This is a genomic window from Mailhella sp., assembly GCF_057866825.1.
In genome coordinates this window covers 1-18,459 of record NZ_DBMAHT010000038.1, presented here as the reverse complement: position 1 = coordinate 18,459, position 18,459 = coordinate 1, and the positions used below count along the sequence as shown (strand labels likewise).

Annotated in this window: 18 protein-coding genes and 1 tRNA gene; 2 read left to right on the top strand and 17 right to left on the bottom strand. The window is 63.2% G+C overall.

Going from position 1 to position 18,459, the window contains the following annotated elements:
• The 10 genes from mnmE to ACZM96_RS05485 form a co-directional block, all read right to left on the bottom strand.
• On the bottom strand, positions 1-1,006 hold a 1,006-nt coding region (gene mnmE, locus ACZM96_RS05530; RefSeq protein ID WP_489487839.1), incomplete at its 3' end, for a tRNA uridine-5-carboxymethylaminomethyl(34) synthesis GTPase MnmE.
• The gene (locus ACZM96_RS05525; protein ID WP_489487838.1) at positions 1,003-1,578 is read right to left on the bottom strand and encodes a hypothetical protein; all 576 of its coding nucleotides are present in this window, start codon (positions 1,576-1,578) and stop codon (positions 1,003-1,005) included. The genes mnmE and ACZM96_RS05525, both read right to left, overlap by 4 nt.
• Positions 1,571-1,705 (bottom strand): CcmD family protein, encoded by a 135-nt coding sequence (locus tag ACZM96_RS05520; protein ID WP_294484950.1) that lies wholly within the window; start codon positions 1,703-1,705, stop codon positions 1,571-1,573. The genes ACZM96_RS05525 and ACZM96_RS05520 overlap by 8 nt, the downstream gene beginning before the upstream one ends.
• 31 nt (positions 1,706-1,736) lie before the next feature.
• Positions 1,737-2,435: a cytochrome c biogenesis protein CcsA gene (gene ccsA / locus ACZM96_RS05515; RefSeq protein ID WP_489487837.1), complete on the bottom strand. Its 699-nt coding sequence runs from the start codon at positions 2,433-2,435 to the stop codon at positions 1,737-1,739.
• Positions 2,435-3,115: a heme exporter protein CcmB gene (locus ACZM96_RS05510; RefSeq protein ID WP_489487836.1), complete on the bottom strand. Its 681-nt coding sequence runs from the start codon at positions 3,113-3,115 to the stop codon at positions 2,435-2,437. The genes ccsA and ACZM96_RS05510 overlap by 1 nt, the downstream gene beginning before the upstream one ends.
• Positions 3,109-3,753, bottom strand: a complete 645-nt coding sequence (locus ACZM96_RS05505) for an ABC transporter ATP-binding protein (protein WP_489487835.1) — start codon at positions 3,751-3,753, stop codon at positions 3,109-3,111. The genes ACZM96_RS05510 and ACZM96_RS05505 overlap by 7 nt, the downstream gene beginning before the upstream one ends.
• Position 3,754: 1 nt before the next feature.
• Positions 3,755-5,671 carry a heme lyase CcmF/NrfE family subunit gene (locus ACZM96_RS05500; protein ID WP_489487834.1) on the bottom strand — a complete coding sequence of 639 codons (1,917 nt, stop codon included), beginning with the start codon at positions 5,669-5,671 and terminating at the stop codon, positions 3,755-3,757.
• An 88-nt stretch (positions 5,672-5,759) separates the two neighbouring features.
• Entirely contained in the window at positions 5,760-6,170 is a 411-nt protein-coding gene (locus ACZM96_RS05495) for a cytochrome c maturation protein CcmE (RefSeq protein WP_489487833.1), read from the bottom strand.
• A gap of 155 nt (positions 6,171-6,325) precedes the next feature.
• Positions 6,326-7,381 carry a hemolysin family protein gene (locus ACZM96_RS05490; RefSeq protein WP_489487832.1) on the bottom strand — a complete coding sequence of 352 codons (1,056 nt, stop codon included), beginning with the start codon at positions 7,379-7,381 and terminating at the stop codon, positions 6,326-6,328.
• Between the two features lie 189 nt (positions 7,382-7,570).
• Positions 7,571-7,969, bottom strand: coding sequence for a winged helix-turn-helix transcriptional regulator (locus ACZM96_RS05485; RefSeq protein WP_489487831.1), 399 nt, complete (start codon positions 7,967-7,969; stop codon positions 7,571-7,573).
• A gap of 138 nt (positions 7,970-8,107) precedes the next feature.
• On the opposite strand from ACZM96_RS05485, the gene ACZM96_RS05480 reads away from it, so the two are divergent.
• A complete protein-coding gene (locus ACZM96_RS05480) occupies positions 8,108-8,323 on the top strand; it encodes a heavy-metal-associated domain-containing protein (RefSeq protein ID WP_489487830.1) in 216 nt (71 codons plus the stop codon).
• Between the two features lie 334 nt (positions 8,324-8,657).
• Positions 8,658-10,949, top strand: a complete 2,292-nt coding sequence (locus ACZM96_RS05475) for a heavy metal translocating P-type ATPase (protein WP_489487829.1) — start codon at positions 8,658-8,660, stop codon at positions 10,947-10,949.
• A gap of 162 nt (positions 10,950-11,111) precedes the next feature.
• Here the strand turns inward: ACZM96_RS05475 and lon are convergent, their stop codons facing one another.
• From lon to ACZM96_RS05440, 7 genes are all read right to left on the bottom strand, one after another.
• Positions 11,112-13,547: an endopeptidase La gene (gene lon, locus ACZM96_RS05470; RefSeq protein WP_489487828.1), complete on the bottom strand. Its 2,436-nt coding sequence runs from the start codon at positions 13,545-13,547 to the stop codon at positions 11,112-11,114.
• Between the two features lie 162 nt (positions 13,548-13,709).
• Positions 13,710-14,948, bottom strand: coding sequence for an ATP-dependent Clp protease ATP-binding subunit ClpX (gene clpX / locus ACZM96_RS05465; protein ID WP_489487827.1), 1,239 nt, complete (start codon positions 14,946-14,948; stop codon positions 13,710-13,712).
• Entirely contained in the window at positions 14,945-15,556 is a 612-nt protein-coding gene (gene clpP / locus ACZM96_RS05460; protein ID WP_294484929.1) for an ATP-dependent Clp endopeptidase proteolytic subunit ClpP, read from the bottom strand. Before clpP ends, clpX begins: the two co-directional genes overlap by 4 nt.
• 69 nt (positions 15,557-15,625) lie before the next feature.
• Positions 15,626-16,939, bottom strand: a complete 1,314-nt coding sequence (tig, locus tag ACZM96_RS05455) for a trigger factor (RefSeq protein ID WP_489487826.1) — start codon at positions 16,937-16,939, stop codon at positions 15,626-15,628.
• A 68-nt stretch (positions 16,940-17,007) separates the two neighbouring features.
• A tRNA-Leu gene (locus ACZM96_RS05450) sits at positions 17,008-17,092 on the bottom strand.
• 430 nt (positions 17,093-17,522) lie between these two features.
• Positions 17,523-17,885 (bottom strand): DVU0772 family protein, encoded by a 363-nt coding sequence (locus ACZM96_RS05445; RefSeq protein WP_489487825.1) that lies wholly within the window; start codon positions 17,883-17,885, stop codon positions 17,523-17,525.
• A gap of 345 nt (positions 17,886-18,230) precedes the next feature.
• Positions 18,231-18,459 (bottom strand): dihydrodipicolinate synthase family protein (locus ACZM96_RS05440; RefSeq protein ID WP_489487824.1); only part of this gene is annotated, 229 nt, incomplete at its 5' end.

Below are 18,459 nucleotides of genomic sequence, written 5' to 3'. Positions count from 1 at the left end.
GCGAGCCCTCGGCCCGGAAGGCGTCGTCGAGGTCTCCGGCTTCGCGGGAGAGCGAGCCGTCGAGCACCAGCAGCACGCAGCGCGCGTTCTTCGCGAGTTCGCGGCCGCGGCGCATGCCTTCAAGTTCGATGCTGTCTTCGCTGTGATCGCGCAGCCCGGCGGTGTCCACAAGGCGCACGGGCAGTCCCGCCAGCGTGATCTGTTCTTCCAGATAGTCGCGCGTGGTGCCCGGCTTTTCCGTGACTATGGCTCGCTCGCGGCCGAGAAAGGCGTTCATGAGGCTCGACTTGCCCGCATTCACCCGGCCGGCCAGCACCACGAGCGCGCCTTCGCGCCAGCAGCGGGCCCTTTCATATCCGGCAAGCAGCGCGCGAATGCCCGAGGCCACTTCGTCGGCAATGGCGGTAAACTCCTGCGGCGGCAGGCATTCGCCCTCTTCGTCCGGAAAGTCGATGGCGAGACAGACGCGCTGCCGCAGATATTCGAGTCTTTCCCGCAGCGCCTCCACCCGGCGGCCGAGAAGGCCGTCCAGCTTGGCCGAAGCGAGGTACACCCCCTCGCGCGAGGGCGCGGCAATGATCTCGGCCACGGCTTCGGCCTGAGAGAGATCCATGCGCCCGTTCAGAAAGGCGCGCCGGGTGAACTCGCCGCGTTCGGCCATGCGCGCGCCGCGCGAAAGCGCGGAGTCGAGCAGCGCGGCCAGCACGGCCGGGCCGCCGTGACCCTGAATTTCGGCGCAGTCCTCGCCCGTGAAGGAATGCGGCCCCGGAAAGAACACCACGAGCGCGTCGTCGGCTTCACGGCCCTCGGCGTCGAGCACGTGACCGTGATGCAGCATGCGCGGCGTGAAGTCCCGGAAGCTTTTGCCCGCAGGACGGAACATGGAACGCAGAATGTCGTGCGACTTCGGGCCGGATATGCGTATGACGCCGACCCCGCCGGCTCCGGGAGCCGTGGCCACGGCCGCTATGGTGTCCGCCGCCTCGAAATGTCCGCCGGCGCTCATTTGTCGAGCTCCGCCTTGATCATGGAGGCAAGCGCCGGATCTTCGCAGATGCGGGCCGCGATTTCATAGTTTTCGCGGGCCTTGTTCTCCTGCTTGAGGTGATAGCGGTAGATGACGGCCAGGCTGTAGCGGGTGGCGGCGTCGTCCTTCAGGCTGATGGAGCGCTCAAGCTGCTTGGCGGCTTCGTCCCACGCGCCTTCGCGGGAGAGAAGCACGCCCATGATGTAGGGCGGTCTTGCATCCGACGGCGCGGCGACGAGCGCGCGCTCCGCCATGCTCTTGGCGCCTTCGTTGTCGCCCTGTTCGGCGAAGATGCGGGCGATTTCCAGCAGCGTGTCCACGTCGTTGGGGTTGTCCTTCATTTTCTGCATGAGGCTCATCACGGCCTGCCCCTGCGGGGACTCCGCGCCCTGTTCCATCATGCTGCGCGGCGCGTCCGCGGCGGCAGTCTGCGCGGCGCGCTGACGGATGAGCGGATGATCGCCCATGCGCCAGGCGATGGAGAGCGCGAACATGACCACGATGCCGAGCCCGAGAGCCCCCAGAACGATGCGGCGGGAGGAATTAGTCATGGTCGGCCTCCCACTGGGAAAGACGACGTTCAAGCCTCTTCTGTGAGGCGGCAAGAAAGGCCGTGTAAAGCCCGAGTCCTATCCAGAGCGCGGCGTTTGCCGCCATGAGCCAGGAAACCGCAGTCATGTGGTATGTCTCCCCGCCTTTCGGCGCAGTATCAGAGTTGTTCGTTTTCGGAATCGGCCATCATACGTTCAAACATCAGGGCGTCGAGCCTGCGGCCGAGCGACATCTGACGGTAGCGCACCAGCAGCATGGCGAGCCACAGCACGCCGAAGCCCGCCACGCATGCGATGACGGCCACGGCCATTTCGGGTTCGAGTCCGCCGCCCTGCGAGGCGAACACCGCAGGATGAATGGATCGCCACAGTCTGGCCGACAGAAACACCAGCGGCACGTCGAGAAAACCGGCGATGGCCACCACGGAACACAGCGCCGCGCGGCGGTTTTCCGGCATGGGCATGGAGCGCAGTGCCATGCAGCCCGCGTAGATGAACCACAGAATGAGGGCCGTGGTCAGGCGCGGATCCCACGTCCACCATACGCCCCAGGAGTGCCGCCCCCAGATGGAGCCCGTAATGAGCGTGAGTGTGCAGAAGAGCATGCCCAGCTCCACGGCGGAGGCGGAAAGCAGATCGTACTTCGGGGCGCGGGTTTTCAGGTACAGCGCGCCCGCAACGCAGGCAAGGCCGAAGCTGATGAGCCCCCACCATGCCAGCGGCAGATGAATGTAGAAGATTTTCTGGGCCATGCCCATGACCTGTTCTTCAGGGGCGTACACGAAAATGAGCCACTGACACGCGGCGAGGGCGAGGCCGCCGAGAAGGGCGAGAATGGCGGTGCGGGAATGAAGCATCAGTCGTCTCCGCTGTAAACGAAGGGGAAGAGAAGAAGCCCGGCGGCCAGGAACAGGCCGTCGAAGGCGGCGGCAAGACCTGTCCAGCGCAGGGCGTCGTCGAGCATGGGGTCGGGGTCGATGCCCATGGAAACAAGACGCACGCCGGCAAGCAGCATGGGCACGAGCAGGGGAAAAAGCACGATGGACAGCAGCGACTCTCTTCCGCCGCGGCCTACGGAAAGAGCGCCGAGCAGGGAGCCGGACGCCGCCATGCCCACGTCGCCGAGAGCGATGCCGAGTAGCGCGAAGGGCCAGGCGGAGCCGAGATGCTGCCCGAGAAAGACGAACACCGCGGGCACGAACACGCACTGCGCCACGGCCATGAGCAGCAGCCCGGCAAGCGCCTTGCCGAGCCACACGCCCTGCACGGGCGCGGGAAGCAGCACGAGGCCGAGCCTGGCCTGAGCGGTTTCCTCCACGGCGTAGAGCATGTTGAAGATGAGCACCTGACAGAAGGCCGAGGCCAGCCAGAACATGGCGGCGGCCGCCTGCGGACTGAGCCTGTCCCCGGCGTTCAGCGAAAGGCTGAACAGGAACACGAGCAGCAGGCCGAGCAGCAGCGCCTGCATGAGGCCAGCGCCGCGGGAAAGAACGAGTTTCAGATCCTTGCCGCAGAGGGCGAGAGCGCACTTCAGCATGAGAGTCCTCCCGCCTCTTCTTTGAGAGACCTGTTTTCCAGCGTGAGTACGCGGTCGGCGTGACGGGCGTCCGAGGCCGTGTCGTGACTTATCCAGAGCACGGCCGCGCCTTCGCTTCTGACCTTCAGCATGAGTTCCATGAGCATGCGGCGCGAAGAGACGTCGAGGCCGGTGGCCGGTTCGTCGAGCAGAATGAGCGAGGGCTCGGAGAGCAGCAGACGGGCAAGATTGAGCCGCTGCGCCATGCCTCGGGAAAAAATGCCCGCCCTCTCATGGGCATGCCTGGCAAGGCCCACGGTTTCCAGCGCCCTGCGGGCGCGTTCCACGGGCCGGTCGAGCCCTGCGGCCCGGGCCCAGAAAAGCAGATTTTCCTCCGCGTCCAGCCCCGGATAAAGGAAGGTGGCGTGCGCCATGTACCCGAGCTTTTCGTTGGGCACGAGGCGCTTCACGGAACCGGCGTCCGGCTTCGTGAGGCCCGCCATCACGCGCATGAGCGTGGATTTGCCCGCGCCGTTGGCTCCTGCCAGCAGGCTGAGCGTGCCCGGCATGAGCGCCACATCGACGCGGCGGAACAGCAGCCTCGGCCCGAAGGCCTTGGCCACGCCGCGAAGTTCCAGAAGAGGGCGAACCTCGTCCATGTCAGTTGTCCGCGCCTTCCGGCTGATCTGCCGCGTCCTGGGGACGACGCCTGCGGCGCAGGCCGAGCAGCGGAGCCAGGCTCATGAGCGCGCCGCCTATCCACAGCCAGTTGACCAGCGGATTGGAGCTCATGCGCAGCACGGCCTTCGTGCCGTTCACGCCGAGCAGGGTGGCGTAGAATTCGCTGCCGAGGGAAGGATGCGTGGTGGCTTCCGAAAAGGCGTAGCGCGAGAACTTGTCGTACAGGCGGCGCTGCGGCGATACCGTGCCCACCACGCTGCCGTCGCGGGAGAGCTGAAGTTCGGCTTCAATGAATTCAAAGGTGGCGTCCCGGCCTTCGTAGAGATTGGAGAGCGTCACGGTGTAGGGGCCCACCTGGGCCGTGCCGCCGCGGGCGAGTTCCAGTTCCACTTCCTGCTTGTAGGGGCCGGAGAAGGAAATGCCGAGGGCCACGAGCGCCACGCTGACGTGGACGAGGCAGGCCATGAGCGAAGGCATCCACGCTCGGGTGGATTTTTCCGCGAGCAGCAGCGCCATGCTGACCAGAAGGGCCACGCTGAGCGAGGCGCTCATGAGCGGCAGCGCCTGCTGCACGCCCGTGCGCCAGAACACGATAAGCGCGCCGAAGAAGGCGGCGAGCACGATGAGCATCTTGCGCCAGTTGCGCAGTCCGCCCTGCCAGCGCAGCCAGGGGCAGGCCACGAGAATGGCCAGCATCACGGTAAAGAGCGGCAGGCACACGCGGTTGTAGAAATGCTGATCCAGACCGACGGGGCGTTCGGTCCAGAGCTTGCTGATGACCGGCCAGAGCGTGGCCAGCAGAATGATGAGGCCGAGGGCCATGAGCAGCCACACGGTCATGACCACGAAGCCTTCGCGGGTTTCGAGGCCGCCGAGCTCGCGGTTGCTTTCATCTTTGGCGAGCGCGGAGATGAAGGTGATGATGACGAGGAAGGCCAGCACGAAGAAGAGCAGATAGGGGCCCGTGCCGTTGCCTCCGAAGGCGTGAACGGAATTGACCACGTCGCCGCGCACGAGATAGGTGGCGAAGAAGGCCGAAACCGTGGTGAGGCTCATGAGGAAGATGTTGACGCGATGCAGCTTGCCGCGCCTTGTTTCCACAATGCCGGTGTGCAGGGCGGCCGTGCCGATGAGCCAGGGCAGCAGGGAGGCGTTTTCCACGGGGTCCCAGGCCCAGTAGCCGCCCCAGCCGAGTTCCATGTAGGCCCACCAGCCGCCGAGCACGATGCCCGCGGTGAGGAAGAGCCAGCCGGTGAGCGTGAAGGGACGGGCCACGTCGAGCCAGTGCATGGGATCCTTTTCGGAACTCATGGCCTGGGCGAGGGCCAGACAGCCGGGAATGACGAAGCCGCCGTAGCCGAGGAAGAGCAGCGGCGGATGGAAGATCATGCCGGGGTTCTGGAGCAGAGGATTGAGGCCCTGACCGTCGGCCGGAGCGGGCACGGTGATGAGAAAGGGATTGCTCCAGGTGGAGAGCAGCAGGCCGAAGAAGGCCATGATGGCGAGGAAGAACACGAGAAACCAGCTTCTGGTTTCCATGGAGAGGCTGCGGTAGGTGCGGGTGAAGAGAAAGGCGGTGCCGCACACGGAAACCATGAGGGCCCAGAACATGAGGGAGCCTTCATGCCCGCCCCAGAAGGCGGTGCAGCGATAGAAGAGCGAGAGGGCCCTGTCGGTGTAGCTTGCCACGTAGTCCACGGAAAAGTCGCTGACCACGAAGGCGTACATCAGCACGCCGGAGGCGGCGAGCAGACAGAGGGAGCCGAGCCCCTGGGCGTATTCGAGCCAGCGCAGTTCGGAATGCCTGCCCTGCCAGAGCTGCGCCGTGCCGATGGCTGCGCCCGCCAGAGAACAGAACAGGGTGACGAGAAGACAGATATAGGCGGCAAGATACATGAAAACTCCTGAAAGGCGGAAGGAAAACGGGCGTGAGGGAGCCTCAGACGATGGAAAGGGAACGGGCCCAAGGCTCGTTCCCCTGCTGTCAGGCGTGCTCCCGATTGCTTTTTTCGTACTTGGAGGGGCACTTGGTCATGAGCGTTTTCGCGGCGAAGTCCCGCCCCTCCATGCGGCCTTCGACGATGACTTCCGCGCCTTTTTCAAAGGTGTCCGGCAGCGCTCCGCGGTAATGTACCCGGATGACTTTTTCGGGATGTTCCAGATCGCGCAGCGTAAAGCTCGCGCCGAGGCCGTTCTGCGCCTTGACGATGTCGTCGGCGGCCACGCCGAACAGTCTGGCGGACTTCAGTTTTTCCGAAGGCATGGCCACCGCCTCGGATACATTGAGATGATACATGCTGCCCTCGGACAGGGCAGACCAGAGCATGAATCCCACGCCTCCGGCCAGGAGAACGAAAGCCGAGAGATAGATGCGGAGATTGTTTTTCGCGGACATGTTTCACCTCCTGAGGATGCCTCAAGCATCGGTCAGGTTGCTGCCGTTTTCAGTGATTCCGGTCACCGGGGAACGCGGAACAAAGGAATATTATTTTCGTTCCGTGAGAACTCTGACAGATTTGATGCGCTCTTGCAAGTAGGAATTGTTCCTGTTTAGTGCGTATCGACGTGTTCGTTCCGCGCCGAGGCCGTGGTTTTGGCGCGGCGGCTTCTGGCCACGGCGCGCAGATCGGCGGCCACGTCGCTTTCGTCCACGATTTCGCGGCCGAGCAGCTCTTCCATGACGTCCTCAAGGGAGATCACGCCCGCGAGTCCGCCGTACTCGTCGAGCACGGCAAACAGGTGCTGATGCCGTTCCAGAAATTCGGCGAGCACCTTGTCGAGGGTGAGCGATTCGAGCACGAAGTGTACGGGCTGCATGATTTCGCCGAGCTTCATGCTGCCTTCGTGGGCGTCGCGGTGCAGCACCACGTCGCGGCGCAGCACGAGGCCCACGATGTCTTCGTTGTCTTCGGCGTACACGGGAATGCGGCTGAAATGCCAGAAGGAGGGCATGGCGTGGGCTTCGTCCACGGTGCAGTTTTCCGAAAGGGAAAACACCACGGTGCGCGGGGTCATCACGTCGTGAACGCGCTTCTGATCGAGGGCGAGAATGTTGCGGATGGCCGTTTCCTCATAGCCCTGAATCACGCCCGCCTGCCGGGAGATGCGGGCCATGGCGTTGATGTCGTCTTCGGTGGCTTCGGGGCCGGACTTCTTGGGCGTGATGAGCCGGGTGATCTGTCCGGAAAGCCAGGTGGCCGGGCGCAGAACGATGGTCATGCCGAAAAGGGGAAGCGCCAGCATTCGGCCGAGCGCGCCGGGATAGGACACGCCCAGCGTCTTGGGAATGATTTCGCCGAAGAGCAGCACGAGCACGGTGAAGAGCGCGGCGAAGTAGGGCATGTTTTCCGGCCCGAGGGCCGAGGCGGCCAGCGCGCCCGCGAGCGACGCGCCCGCGGTGTTGGCGATGGTGTTCAGCGTGAGAATGGCCGAAATGGGCTGATCCACGTTGGAGCGCATGTGATACAGGATCTTGCCGGAGCGCGAACCTGATTCCTTCATTTTTTCAAGGGTGGTCCACGGAATGGAGTAGAGCATGGCTTCCATGGTGGAGCAGAGCGCGGAAATGGACAGGGCGAGAACGATGGTGATGATGAGGGCGGTCATGGCAGGGCCGGGGTTGAAGGTTAATGCGCGTCATTCTAGCCGAAGAAGGCGGACACGGCAATGGGATTGCCGCGCGGCCTCGCGAGGCGTCCGCAGATTTTTCCGAGGGGGCGAAAGGCGTGCGCGTTTCCCCGATGAAGCGTCGGAAGAGAAAGCGCGTGCAGGCCGTGTGCTGCCCAGAAAAAGGCGTCAGGGCAGAGGCTCCATGGAGCAGTTGGCGCAAAGGCCCTTGCGTTCGAGGCAGCGGCTGCCCCATTCGTACATGGATTCCAGCACGGGACGTATGCTCCGACCGAATTCGGTGAGGGAGTATTCCACGCGCGGCGGAATGACGGGAAAGATTTCCCGGTGCACGAGACCGTCGCCTTCGAGTTCCCTGAGCTGCTGGGTCAGCATTTTCGGCGTGGCCGCGGGCACGGCGCGGCGCAGCTCGGAAAAGCGCATGGGGCCGGAAGAAATCAGCTTCCAGAGAATGAGCGTTTTGTACTTGCCGCCTATCATGCCGAGCGTGGCTTCCACAGGGCAGTGGCGCTCGGAGTCGGCCGCAGGCGCAGGCCGGGCGCAGCAGCAGGAGTTCATTGCCGTCATAGCGGTATCCTCCAGGATACTATATACCGAAAAAGTACGTTCTTGCTTATAAAATATTCATAGCTATACAAGAAACGTAAGTCAAACGAAGCCGCGGCCACGCGCTGCGGCTCTCCGAAAGGAAAAAGGAGATTCGCCATGAAGAAAGTCATTTGCATTGAAGGCATGCGCTGCGGCCACTGCACCTCCAACGTGGAAAAGGCTCTGCGCGGCATTCCCGGCGTCAGCGACGTGAAGGTGGAACTTGAAGCCAAGACCGCCACGGTGGAAGCCGCCGATTCCGTGTCCGACGACGCCCTGAAGAGCGCCGTGGACGATCTCGGCTTTGAAGTCAAGCAGATCCGCCAGGCGTAACGCGACTCTTCCGGCGGAAGAATCGCCTTGCGCGGCTTTCGGCCTGAGCCGGAAGAAAACGTCGGTCTGAACGCATGCGTCACGTCGGGGCCGGTCGCCCTTTCCCTGCGGCAACCGGCCCCGAAAACTCTTCGGCGCGGGCCTCGGCGATCCTGCCGCCCTGCGTTTTTGAACGCCCGCCCCTGCGGCCGCGTGCCTCGGCGTCGTTTTTGTCGCGCGCGGAAGGCGGACGCAGGCATATTTTTGCGGCGAGCCGGTGCTCTCCGGTCCGCCGAATCGTTTCCGCGCCTTTGGCGCTGCAAAAGCGCGACCGTCATCAAGAGAGAAGTGCTCCATGAACAACAATCCCGAGATACTCAGGTTCCGCATCGACGGCATGGCCTGCGGCGCCTGTTCCGCCCGCTCGCAGAAGGCGCTCTGCAAGATGAAGGACATAGACAGCGCCACGGTGAGTCTTGCCGACGGCACCGCCCAGGTGCGTCCCGCTGAGGGCGCGCTGGACAACGGTCTGGACGCCTTTATTCAGGAAGTCACGGACAGGGTGGACAAGCTCGGCTTCAAGGCGTCCTATCTTCCTCCGGATGTGGACGAACACGACTTGTGGGAAAGCGAGCAGGAAAAGACCAGAGCCGACCTTGCCCTGCGCCGTCGTCATCTCGTCACGGAATTCATTTTTGCCGTGCCGCTCGTGGCGGTGGCCATGGGCAGTCACTGGGGCATGCCGCTGCCGTCGTGGCTTTCTCCCCACGACAGCCCGCTGATCTTTGCCCTGTTCCAGCTCCTGCTTACGCTGCCCATCATCTGGTCGGGCCGCGATTTTTACCGTCACGGCATTCCGCTGCTTCTGCGCGGCGCGCCCAACATGGATTCCCTCGTGGCCATGGGCACGGGCGCGGCGCTGCTCTACAGCCTGTGGAGCACGCTGGAAATCGCCGCGGCCGTCTCGCCCGAGGAAGCGCATCAGGCCGTCATGGGCCTGTACTACGAATCCGCAGGCATGCTCATCGCCCTGATTTCTCTGGGCAAGTATCTGGAAGCCGTTTCCCGCACCAGAACCTCGGAAGCCATCCGCGGGCTCATGGAGCTCACGCCCGAGCAGGTGGAGCGCATGCTGCCCGACGGCGGCGTGAAGGAAATTCCCGTGCGGGCGGTCATGCCCGGCGACAGGCTGCTCATCAAGCCCGGCTCGCGCATTCCCGTGGACGGCGTGGTGGCGTCGGGCGCGTCGTCGCTCGACATGTCGAGCCTGACGGGCGAATCCATGCCCGTGGACGTGGCGGAAGGCGACGAAGTCAACGCCGGCACCCTGAACATCAGCGGAGCCTTCGTCATGGAAGCCCGCCGCGTGGGTTCGGACACGGCCCTTGCCCGCATCATTCATCTGGTGCGCGAGGCGCAGGGCTCTAAGGCTCCCATTGCGGGGCTGGCCGACCGCATCAGTCTGTATTTCGTGCCCGCGGTCATGGCCGTGGCCACGGCGGCGGCGCTCGCCTGGCTGTTCTTCGGCGATCTGCCCTTCGGCGACGCGCTGCGCGTGTTCGTGGCCGTGCTCGTGGTGGCCTGCCCCTGCGCGCTCGGCCTTGCCACGCCCATGTCCATCATGGTGGCCACGGGACGCGGCGCGCAGCTCGGCGTGCTCATGAAGAACGGCACCGCGCTGGAAGCGTCCGGCCATCTCGACACCATCGTGTTCGACAAGACGGGCACGCTGACGGAAGGCAGTCCCCGCCTGGTCAGCCTGCACGCCGAGGGCATGGACGAAAACGAAGCGCTGGCGCTGGCTGCGTCGCTGGAAGCCGGTTCCGAGCATCCGCTGGCAAGAGCCGTGCTCGGCGAAGCGGAAAAGCGCGGACTTGCAACCTCGGCCGTGGAGGACTTTTGCGCCGTGGGCGGCGCCGGCGTGACCGGCCGCGCGGACGGGCATGAGCTTCTGCTCGGCAACGAGCGCCTGCTTGCCGGTCACGGCGTGACGCTTTCCTCCGAACAGAAGGCCCTTGTGGTTTCGCTGGCCGACGACGGCCAGACGCCGCTTCTGCTGGCCCGAGACGGCGCGCTTGTCTCCGTGCTCGGGGTGGCCGATCCGCTGCGCGAGGAAACGCCCGGCGTGATCCGCGATCTGCGCGCCATGGGCTGCCGCGTCATGATGCTGAGCGGCGACAACGAACGCACCGCGCGGGCCGTGGCCTCGCGGGCGGGCATCGACGACGTGGTGGCGGGCGTGCTGCCCGACGGCAAGGAAAAGGTGGTGGCCCGGCTGCAGTCCGAAGGCAGACGCGTGGGCATGGTGGGCGACGGCATCAACGACGCGCCTGCGCTGGCCCGTGCGGACGTGGGCATGGCCATGGGTTCGGGCATCGACGTGGCCATGGAGGCCGGAGACGTGGTGCTTCTGCGCGGTCTGCCCGGCGTGAAGACGGCGCTCGGCCTCGGGCGCGCCACGCTGTCCAACATCCGCCTGAGCCTGTTCTGGGCCTTTGCCTACAACGTGCTGCTCGTGCCGGTGGCGGCGGGCGTGCTGCTCCTGTTCGGCGGCCCGGCCATGTCGCCCATGCTGGCGGGCGCGGCCATGTCGCTTTCCTCCGTGTCCGTGGTGCTCAACGCCCTGCGCCTGAGAACCTTCCGCTGATGCGAAAATCATCATGATGAACGGCGCATGTTCCGACAGAACGTCGGGGCATGCGCCGTTTTGTCGTCCTTTGCGGCAGAGCGGCGAAGGGTGCAAAAAAGCCCGGTCGGGATTCCCGACCGGGCTTTTTTGAGCGGTGGTTTCAGAGAATGCGCAAAGGCGCTACAGCACGGCGCCGCCGAGGTCCCGGCTCAGGCTGCGGGAAGCCCGCAGAGAGTGGGTCAGGGCCTGCGAGGCCTCGCCGGAGAAGATTTCCTCCTTGGAGGCCATGAGGGCGAGGGGCAGCACTTCGTCGGCGTCGCGCACGAAATGGATGTCGAGCGCCTTGAGGATTTCCTCGGGCACTTCCTTGAGATCCTTTTCGTTGTCCGCGGGCACGAGCACGGTTTTCATGCCGGAGCGGCTGGCGGCGAGCAGCTTTTCGCGCAGGCCGCCGATGGCGAGCACGCGGCCGCGCAGCGTGATTTCGCCGGTCATGCACACGTCGTCGCGCACGGGAATGCCGAGCAGCGCGGAGGCGATGGCCGTGGCCAGCGTGATGCCTGCTGAGGGGCCGTCCTTGGGCACCGCGCCTTCGGGAACGTGAACGTGAATGTCCACGTCCTTGTAGAAGTCGGGGCGCAGGCCGAGCTGGCTGGAGCGCGACCGGATGTAGGAGAAGGCCGCCTGGGCCGATTCCTTCATCACGTCGCCGAGCTTGCCCGTGACCTGGATTTTGCCGTTGCCGGGCATGATGACGGTTTCGATGTACAGAATGTCGCCGCCTGCTCCGGTGTAGGCGAGTCCGGCCACCACGCCGGGCTGCGGATGATTTTCCTTCTCGTCGTAGCGATACTTCTTCACGCCGAGGAAGTCCTCAAGATCCTTGCTCTCGATGTTCACGCACAGGGAGGTGTCGCCCGCATCCACAAGGCGGATGGCCGTCTTGCGGCAGAGCGCGGCCACCTGACGTTCCAGATTGCGCACGCCGGATTCGCGCGTGTAGGAGCGGATGATCTCAAGCAGCGCCTCGTCGGAGAGATTCATGTTCTCCGGCTTGAGGCCGTGCAGCTTCCACTGCCGGGGCAGCAGAAACTCCCGCGCGATGTGCATCTTTTCGCCCTCAAGGTAGCTCGAGAGTTCCAGCACTTCCATGCGGTCGAGAAGAGGCGCGGGAATGCTCTGCATGGAGTTCGCCGTGGTGATGAAGAACACCTGCGAGAGGTCGTAGTCCATGTCGAGATAGTGATCGTTGAACGCGCAGTTCTGTTCGGGATCCAGCACTTCGAGGAGCGCGGAAGCCGGATCGCCGCGGAAGTCCACGGTCATCTTGTCGATTTCGTCGAGGCAGAAGAGCGGATTGTTGGACTTGGCCCTTTTCAGCGCCATGATGATCTTGCCGGGCAGCGCGCCGATGTAGGTGCGGCGATGACCGCGGATTTCGGCTTCGTCGCGCACGCCGCCCAGGGAGATGCGCACGAACTCGCGGCCCGTGGCCTCGGCAATGGACTTGGCGAGCGAGGTCTTGCCCACGCCGGGAGGCCCCACGAGGCAGAGAATGGGGCCCTTGAGGCCGCCGGAGAGCTTCTGCACCGCGAGGTATTCCAGAATGCGGGTCTTGGCCTTTTCCAGACCGTAGTGACCGCCGTCGAGCACGGCGCGGGCCTTGTCGAGATCGATGTCTATCTTCTTGAGCTCGTTCCAGGGCAGGTCGATGATCCAGTCCACGTAGTTTCTGGCCACCACGTATTCCGAAGAAGCGGGCGGCATCTGGCGGAGCTTGCGCACTTCGCGCAGGGCGCGTTCCCTTGCGTCTTCGGGCATGTTCTTGACCTTGAGCTTTTCCTCAAGTTCGAGAATTTCGGCCTGAATGTCGTCGTGACCGAGCTCCTTGTTGATGGCCTTGAGCTGCTCGGTGAGATAGTATTCCTTCTGATTCTGCTCCATCTGAGCCTTGACGCGGCTCTTGATGGTCTTGTCTATGCTGGAGGAAATGAGTTCTCCGCCGAGATATTCATAGACCTGACGCAGGCGCTGTCCCTGATCCAGCATTTCCAGGATGGCCTGCTTGTGCAGGTAGTCCACCTTGAGGCAGGGAGCCACGGCGTCGGCCAGCGTGCCCGGATCTTCGATGAGCGCAAAGGCCGCGAGCTGCTCGGGCGTGATGCGGCGGTTCTGACGGCAGGCTTCCGAAAGGGATTCCTGCAGGGCCTCCACCACGGCGGGCAGTTCTTCGTCCTTCGCGAGGGTTTCTTCCACGCGCACGGTGCGCAGGCGCGGGAAAGCCCGGTCGCCGAAGGCGGAGCTCGCGTTCAGCGGCAGCCACGAAGCGCGGTACAGCCCTTCGCACACGAGCTTGATGGTGTTGTCCTGAAGCCGGTCGGCGCGCAGCACGCGGCTGACCACGCCCATCTGAAACAGGTCTTCAGGGCCGGGCCGCTCGATGGCGGAACTGGTCTGCGCGACCAGAAATATCTGTTTGTCGTATTCGGTGACGGCGCTGTTGATGGCGCTTACCGACGCCGAACGCCCGACATGGAACGTCATGACGGCGTGAGGGAACATCACCACTTCACGCAAAGTGATGATGGGCAATTCCAGCGGAGTCTGTTCAGCCATAGGAACCTCGATATTCCCGTGACGGAATTGCGTTCCTGCCCGGAAGTTCGGACAGGAACGCAAAACCTGGGACCGGGAGCGATCCCCGGGAAAGTGTTTTTATTCCGTGACGCGTCGGCGGCGAGGTCGGCGCGCTTCGGTTGAAATGCCCCGCGGCGACCGTTACCGGTCTTCGGCGGAGCGCTTCAGCACGGGTTTGTCCGTCCCCTCGATGACGCCGCGGGTGATGACGCATTCGGTGACGTCCTTGAGGGTGGGGAGTTCGTACATGATGTCGAGCATCACGTTTTCCAGCACGTTGCGAAGGCCGCGGGCGCCGGTCTTGTTCTGGAGCGCCTTTTCGGCCACGGCGCGCAGAGCCTCGTCTTCAAAGCGCAGCTTCACGCCGTCGAGCTCGAAGAGCTTCTGGTACTGCTTGACCAGCGCGTTCTTCGGTTCGGTCATGATGCGGAGAAGATCGTTCACGTCGAGCTCTTCCACGTGGGTGATGACCGGGATTCGGCCGATGAATTCGGGAATGAGCCCGAACTGCACGAGATCGGAGGGCAGCACTCTGTCGAGCAGCTCGCCGATGCGGTGTTCGGTCTTCTTTTCGATGTGCGCCCCGAAGCCCATGCTGGTGCCGCGCGAACGCGATTCCACCAGCTTTTCCAGCCCGATGAACGCGCCGCCCATGATGAACAGGATGTTCGACGTATCCATGCGGATGAACTCCTGCTGCGGGTGCTTGCGCCCGCCCTTGGGCGGAATGTTGGCCACGGTGCCTTCGATGATTTTCAAAAGAGCCTGCTGCACGCCCTCGCCCGAGACGTCGCGGGTGATGGACGGGCCGTCGGCCTTGCGGGAAATCTTGTCGATTTCGTCGATATAGATAATGCCCTTGCAGGCGGCGTCAAGGTCGTAGTCGGCGTTCTGCAGAAGCTGAACGAGGATGTTTTCCACGTCTTCGCCCACGTAGCCTGCCTCGGTGAGGGTGGTGGCGTCGGCAATGGCGAAGGGAACCTTGAGGATGCGCGCGAGGGTGCGGGCGAGCAGGGTTTTGCCGCTGCCCGAGGGGCCGAGCAGCAGAATGTTGCTCTTTTCGAGTTCCACGCCTTCGATGGCTCCGGTGTGGAACACGCGCTTGTAGTGGTTGTGGACGGCCACGGAAAGGATTTTCTTCGCGCGTTCCTGACCGATGACGTAATCGTCGAGACGGGCCTTTATCTGCTGCGGGGTGAGCAGTTCGCCGGGCGCGGGGGAAGAAGCGCCTTCGGCGGCGTCCTGTTCGGCCATGATCTGCGCGCAGGCGGCCACGCACGAATCACAGATGCACACGTCGCCCTGCACCACGAAGTGGCGCGCCTGAGTGTTGCTCTTGCCGCAGAAGGAGCAGTGCAGTTCCTTTTCTTCGTCGCTCATGACTGTTTTCCTGCAAGGGCCGCCACGTCGTGGCGGGAGCTGAGGATGCGGTCGATAAGACCGAACTTGAGGGCCTCTTCGGCGGACATGAAGTTGTCGCGCTCCGTGGCGGCGGCCACGCGGGAGAGGCTGTTGCCGGTGTTCTCGGCCAGGATGCGGTTCAGATTCTTCTTGAGGCGGAGGCCTTCGCGCACATGGATGTCCATGTCGGTGATCTGGCCCTGCACGCCGGCGGAAGGCTGATGGATCATGATGCGGCTGTTGGGCAGGCTGTAGCGCATGCCCTTGGCGCCGCCGGCCAGCAGGAACGCGCCCATGCTGGCGGCCTGACCGATGCACATGGTGGCCACGGGCGGGGCGATGAACTGCATGGTGTCATAGATGGCCATGCCCGCCGTGACCGACCCTCCGGGGCTGTTGATGTACAGGCTGATTTCCTTTTCGGGATCCTGCGATTCCAGAAAGAGCAGCTGGGCGCAGATGAGAGACGCCGTGGCATCGTTGACCTCGTCGCACAAAAGCACGATGCGGTCCTTGAGCAGACGGGAGTAGATGTCGTAGGAACGTTCTCCGCGTCCGGTGGATTCGATAACAAAGGGTATAGTCACGTCTGGACTCCTTAAGAAAGGAATTCCCCAGCCTTGGGGGCCGGGGAATCGTTCCGTGTTCCTGATTCGTTATTCGGCCTTGGCTTCGGCGGGCGACACCTTCTGGGCCTTGTCGAACATGAGGTTCATGGCCTTGGTGTTCACCATGCGGTCCTGAATTTCATTGACGGCGCCGTTCTGGTACAGGGCTTCGCGCAGCTTGTGGAAGTCCTGATTGTACTGACGGGCCATCTGCATGATCTGCATGTCCACTTCCTGGGCGGACACTTCGATCTTTTCGCGGCGGGCGAGAGCGGTGAGGAACACCTGCACGCGGGCGCGTTCTTCGGCCTGCTTGCGGCTGTCTTCGCCCATGTTCTTGATGCTCTCGTCGATGGCGGCATTGTCGAGTCCCTGCTGGCTGAGGTACTCGCGCACTTCGTTTTCATACTCTTCCTGCTGAGCCTTCACCACGGCTTCGGGCAGGGCGAAGGTCTGGCCTTCGAGCACGCTGCTCATGAGCTTGCGTTCGGCTTCGGCGCGGGAGGAGGTGAGCTTGTTGTGATTGGCCTGATCGGCAATCATCTTCTTCAGGGAATCGAGATCCGGGAAGCCGATCTTCTTGGCGAAGTCCTCGTCGAGTTCGGGGAGGATTTCACGGCTGATCTTGTTGAGCTTCACGCGCAGGTTCACGGTCTTGCCGCGCAGGGTCTCGTCGATGTGATCTTCGGGGCAGACCATGGAGCCGGTGCCTTCCTCGCCCGCGTGCAGACCGCGGATGATCTTGTCGAGCTCGGAGAGTTCCTTGCCGTCCTGGGGTTCGGAGAGCTGAATGCTGTAGTTCTCCACCTTCATGCCGGGCACGGCCTTGCCGTCCACGTCGCCGTCCACGTCGATGGTGACGATGTCACCGTTTTCGGGCAGACGGGCTTCCTTCACTTCCTCAAGGGTGGCGGTGCTCTTCAGCAGGCGCTTGGTGAAGGCGGCCACTTCCTCTTCGGTGGCTTCGGAGGAATCCATTTCCACGGTGAGGGCGGAAAGGTCTTCGGGCAGCTTGATGTCGTCGGGCAGGGTTTCAAAGGTGAAGGAGAAGGAGAGATCCTGACCGCGGGTGATCTGGCCGCCTTCGTAGTCGAGGCGGGACATGGGCTTGAGGTCTTCTTCCTTCAGAATGTCGGCCACGCGGCGTTCCACCAGGGTTTCGGTGGCACGGGAAATCACTTCTCCGGCAAAGCGCTTTTCAATGACGGAAGCGGGAGCCTTGCCCTTGCGGAATCCGGGCAGCGTGACGGAAGCGCCCACTTCGCGGGCGGCGGCGGAAAGCGCGGCGTTGACTTCCTCGGCGGGGACGGTCACGCTGATCTTGCGGGAGACGGGGGAAACGACTTCGATGCTGTGAGCCATATCGGTAAAACTCCTTATGAATGATCCGCCGAAATTCGCATGCCGGCGGAGGAAATGGCGCAAAAGGCTGGTGCGAGAGGAGAGGCTTGAACTCTCAAGGATTGCTCCGCTGGATCCTAAATCCAGTGCGTATGCCAGTTTCGCCACTCTCGCACGAAAGAGCCATATACTGCAAGGCGATGAATTTAACACAGCTTTGCGCCGTAGGCAAGAGGAAGAGCGCCCGTCCGGGCCCTGCGGCGCGGCGTTTTTGCGCGTCGGAGAGGCGATGGGGAAGCCCTTCGGCGCAGCCCTGCGGAAGCTCTTTTTCGTGCGGGAGAGAGGGAGGTTTCAGTGGGCTCGAAGCGCGGGAGAAGTCGCTGCCGTTCTGTGCCGGTGAGAGACCGGCGGCAGGGGCGTTTCTTTCGCGGCATCGGAGTCGCCGCGCGGCATCGAAGTTGCGTGACGCGGCGGGACGGAGCGAAAGGCCGAAAGCGGGATGTAAGGAGAAGCGGAAAGAATCCTGCGCCTTCGGGAACGCTCCGGCCTGCCGCGCCGGGACGCCTGTGAAGGAAAGGCCCTGCGCAGGACAGGGCCTTTGTCTTCATGCGGCGTAAAGCTTGTCCTGCAGCCACTTCTTCATGGGAGGAGAGGGCATGAACACGCCCTTCAGCGTGCCGAATTCCTGACGGAAGTTGTTTTCGAGTTCCTTGGGAAGAGGGTACACCCAGAGGTCTTCCGTGGCTTCGGAGTTGCGCATGACAAGGCGCAGCGTCGGATGGTCGGTCCAGTTGTCGAGCACGAAGTAGTGGGCGAAGTCGTCCTTGGAACGCACCGGAGGATGCTCGGCTCTCCAGTCGTTGTTTCCCCATTCGAGGTAGAGGGTGACGGCGTCGGCGGGGTCAAGATTCCATTCTATGGGCAGGCTGCTGAAGGCCTTGAGCTGAGCGGGGGTATTGTACTGCATGGTCAACTCCTTACGGGGAGAAAACTCGGATCGGCGGCGGAATCGCCCATCCGAAGCATTGTTGTTGAAAACAGTATGAACATCATACCTTCTCTTGTCAAGAATAATTCCTAATAAGAAGAAAATTAATTTTTAACTCTCATTTCAATTTATGAAAACAGTGAGCTGATTCAAGAGGTTGAGTAGAAAATGAGGGTAGGACATCACGTGGACTTATTGTGGGTTTTGCGCCTGCCTGACGGGAAAATTCCTGCGCTTTTTTGCAAAGCAGGCGGCTGCGGCGCAAAAAAAAACGCCTTCCCCGGAAAGGGAAGGCGCTTATGCGTTCAGGCCGAAGCCGAAGGCTTAGATTCTGCCGTAGGAGGCGAGCGTTTCGCGCAGAAGCGCGACGGTCTTTTCGCTGGCGCTGCACAGCGGCAGGCGCACGTCGGGCTGCATGCGGCCCATGAGGGAAAGCGCCGTCTTGCAGGGAATGGGATTGCTTTCGGCGAACATGGCGCGGTTCATGGGTTCGAGCTTGTAGTGCAGGCGGCGGGCTTCTTCGTAGTCGCCGCGTTCGTCGAGTGCGGTGTCG